The sequence below is a fragment of the Paraburkholderia sp. genome, assembly GCF_034668105.1.
Taxonomy (GTDB): Bacteria; Pseudomonadota; Gammaproteobacteria; order Burkholderiales; family Burkholderiaceae; genus Paraburkholderia.
The window spans coordinates 1-3,558 of the sequence record NZ_JAXDPY010000024.1; the positions used below are offsets into that span (position 1 = coordinate 1).

General features: G+C 64.3%; 4 protein-coding genes and 1 pseudogene. All 5 read left to right on the plus strand.

The annotated features are described in order from the left end of the window. A pseudogene (locus QOC89_RS01280) lies at positions 1-413 on the plus strand (hypothetical protein); the annotation flags it as partial. 87 nt (positions 414-500) lie between these two features. Beyond that, positions 501-1,133, plus strand: coding sequence for a C39 family peptidase (locus QOC89_RS01285; protein WP_323043363.1), 633 nt, complete (start codon positions 501-503; stop codon positions 1,131-1,133). Positions 1,134-1,228: 95 nt separating this feature from the next. Continuing rightward, a complete protein-coding gene (locus QOC89_RS01290) occupies positions 1,229-1,498 on the plus strand; it encodes a hypothetical protein (RefSeq protein WP_323043364.1) in 270 nt (89 codons plus the stop codon). 90 nt (positions 1,499-1,588) lie between these two features. After that, a complete protein-coding gene (locus QOC89_RS01295; RefSeq protein ID WP_323043365.1) occupies positions 1,589-2,698 on the plus strand; it encodes a potassium channel family protein in 1,110 nt (369 codons plus the stop codon). 142 nt (positions 2,699-2,840) lie between these two features. Beyond that, a partial coding sequence (locus QOC89_RS01300) for a delta(1)-pyrroline-2-carboxylate reductase family protein (protein ID WP_323043366.1) occupies positions 2,841-3,558 on the plus strand: 718 nt, incomplete at its 3' end.

The following is a 3,558-nucleotide window of genomic DNA, read 5'->3' on the forward strand; positions in this document are numbered from 1 at the left end:
TTATCCGCGAGACGAATAAATGCATTTTATGCGTCACACAGATATTTGTCAAATATTCGTGTGACGAATATTCTACAAATATCTGTCTCGCGCATAAAATACAATTGGCGAATAATTTACATTTGCCTGCCTGCCTGCCTGCCTGCCTGCAATGCCTGCCTGACGTGCCTGCCACGGCACAACGGCAAAACGGGCGCATTGCGGCATTGCGAACATCCGGCCTCCCTGCGAAGATTATGCCCACACTTAAAACCCGCCCGCCTGAGGACCACGACTTACCCGCTGCACGCGAGATTCACCCTCGCCGACCAACCGTTCCGAAAACACGCCGATGTGGTGATCGCCGGCGCGTGCGGCAACGCGCGAACGGCGCGATCAATCTCGCTGACGACATGCAGGTCAACGTCGAATGACGCTTGGCCATTCCCGCGCGCTCAAGTGGTCCCTGCCCGAACTGCGGAGCCAGCGCGAGAAGTTCATCCACTGACTCCGCTCGACTCATGAACCCACCGACGCTCCGCCACACCGACGTGCCGTACTACACGCAATGGGGCAGCCCCGAATGGGTGCGCCACATCGTCGAACAACAGGCCGACCCGTGCGATGACCCCGCCTGGCAGCGCAGCGGTTTCGCCGACCCGGAGCGCTACCGCTTCTGGGGCAAACGCCTGTGCGGTCTGACCTGCCTCGAATCCGCGCTCGACTACTGGCGCATCGAACATGCGCCACGCGCCGCGCTGCTGGATGAAGCATTGCGGCACGGCGTGTACCGGCTGCGCGACGACGGTGGCGTCGACGGTCTGATCTATCGGCCGTTCGCGGATTGGATCGGCGGCGCATTCGGCATTCAGGTCGAGGTACTGCCGCAAGCGCCGCTCGAAGAGATCGCCATGCGTATCGACGGCGACACGCTGGCGATCGTCTCGGTGAGCCCCGAGATCCGCTATCCGGAGCGGCCGAATCAGCGCCAGGGCGGGCATCTGATCCTGCTGCACGGGCGCGATCGCGAGGGCGTGTGGTTTCATAATCCGTCGGGTATAGCGCCTCACCAGGCGGACGTGTATTTACCGCTCGCAACCATGGCGCGTTTCTACGCAGGGCGTGGCATGACGCTCACCCGCATCGCGCGCTAGCCGCGGCGGCCGGCACGTCGGGTGGCGAGCGCAATGATCGGGCCCGTTTTCTGCTGAACAGGATCTCACCGACCTTTGCGATAGCGGACCCCGTCATGAATCGAATCCACGTCCTGCTTGCCTCCAGCCTTGCCTTCAGCGTTGCGGCGCTGAGCGCAGCGACCGCGGCGAATGCGGCCTCCGAAGATGACCAGGCCAAGGCCTGTCGCGGCGACGCCATGCACTTCTGCTCCGCCGAGATTCCGAACAAGGAAAAAATCACCGCCTGCATGAAGCAGCACGTCGACGAACTCAGCCCGCCGTGCCGCGCGATGTTCAACGGCGGCAAGAAAGGCGACGCCAAAGCCCAATCCGCTCCGCAGTGAAGGCGGCGGCGCGGCCGCCTGCTCCCGATCCGGCCCCACGGCGCGCGAGGCGTCGTAGAATCGCTTGTTCCCGATTCCTGGAGCCGCCGCGTGACTGATCAGCCACACCCCGGGCCGCAGCCACGCCCACGACGCTTTCGCTTGCCGCGCCGGGCTCGCACACCCTGGCAGGCGCCGCGCGCGCGCACGCTGTTCACGCGCCCCGCGGCGTCGCCGCAGCGCATGCTGTTGCAGCGTATCTATCTCGTGCTCGGCCTCTGCGTGCTCGCCTTCGCCGTGCTCTATCTCGACCGCGACGGTCTGCGCGACGCCAATCGCAAGGTGCTCGGCATCGTCGACCTGATGTACTTCACGATGGTCACCGTCGCCACCGTCGGCTATGGCGACATCGTGCCGGTTACCGCCCGGGCGCGGCTCATCGACGCCTTCTTCATCGTGCCGATCCGGATCGTGATCTGGTTTGTGTTTCTGGGCACCGCTTATCAGTTCGTCATTCAACGCGTCATCGAGGAATTCCGCATGAAACGCCTGCAAAAACAACTGCGCGATCACGTCGTGGTGTGCGGCTATGGCTTGAGCGGTTCAGTCGCGGTGCGCGAACTACTGGAAAGCGGCTTCGCCGCGGAGTCGATCGTCGTCATCGATTCGCAGCAGGAGGCGCTCGAAGCGGCCACGGCTTTGGGCGTGGCGGGCCTGCTCGGCGATCCATCGCGCGAGGATCTGCTGCAGCAGGCGCAGGTGCGCCTCGCCCGCGCGGTCATCATCGCCGTCAGCAACGACGCCATCGCGATCCTGCTGACGTTGAGCGTGCGCAGTGTCGCGCCGGACACGAAGATCGTCGTGCGGATCCAGGAGCAAACCTACCAGCGCCAGTTGCGCCAGGCCGGCGCGGACGTGATCGTTTCATCGACCAAGATCGGCGGCCTGTTGCTCGCCGACGCGGTGGACAGCAACTACATCGTGCCGTTCGTCAACGATCTGCTGTCGGCGCGCGGCCGCGTCAATCTGGTGGAGCGTCCGGCCACGGCGCTCGAAGTGGGCCGCTGGAGCAATGCGCTGCCGGGTGCCGTGGTGGTCGGGCTGATCCGCGCGGGACAGATGCTGTCGTTCTATGAAGACGAGCCGTGTCCGATCGAGCCGGGCGATCTGTTGATGGTGATCCAGTCGTCGCGTCCCGTGAGCGAAGCGTCCGGCGCTTAACTGACGGCACCGGTGAACGACAGCACCGCACACGTGTACGGTTTTGCAAGCAGGATCGTCGGTGAACGCGATCCGTTGAATGATGGTTTTCTGGTGTGCTGAATTAAACGCATCATCTCGAAAGGACAGGAAAATCTCGCTTATGACCCGCTCGTCTCGCCCCTTCACGCAGATTTTCGACGCCGCCGCTACGGCGCGGCTGATCCCGTACGCAACGCTCGTCGACGCATTGAAGCGTGCGAGCATCGACTACGCGCAGCAACGCATCACGAGTCCCGAGCGGCTCGTCGTGCCGCTCAACGAGGGCGGCATCATGCTGTCGATGCCGGCCACCGCGCCCGATCTCGCGATCCACAAACTGGTCAACGTGTGCGCGAGCAACAAGCCGCGCGGCATCCCGACAATCCACGGCCAGGTGATGGCGTTCGACGCCGACACCGGCGAGACGCTCTTCATCCTCGACGGCCCGACGGTCACCGGGCGTCGCACGGCGGCGATGTCGATGCTCGGCATACACACGTTCGCGCCGGCCACGCCGCGCGAATTCCTGCTGATCGGCACCGGCACGCAGGCGCTGAATCATCTGGAAGCGATCGGCGAACTGTTCCCCGACGCGCGTGTGTGGGTGAAGGGCAGTACGCCCGCGCGGGCCGAAGCGTTTTGCGCCGCGCATCGTGCCGACGGCACAGGTGGCACACAAGGCACACATGGCACCGGTGGCGCGCAGGGTGGCAAGGTGCGCGAACTGCAACCGCTAGCCGATCCTGACGCGAACATTCCCGCTTCGATCGACGTGGTGATCGCGCTGACCACCAGCAAGCAGGCCGTCTACGACGAAGTGGCGCGCCCGGATCGGCTCG

Excerpts from the sequence above, each read along its gene's own strand:
- QOC89_RS01285 (WP_323043363.1), top strand. The coding sequence starts at position 501 with ATGAACCCACCGACGCTCCGCCACACCGACGTGCCGTACTACACGCAA.
- QOC89_RS01290 (WP_323043364.1), top strand. The coding sequence starts at position 1,229 with ATGAATCGAATCCACGTCCTGCTTGCCTCCAGCCTTGCCTTCAGCGTT.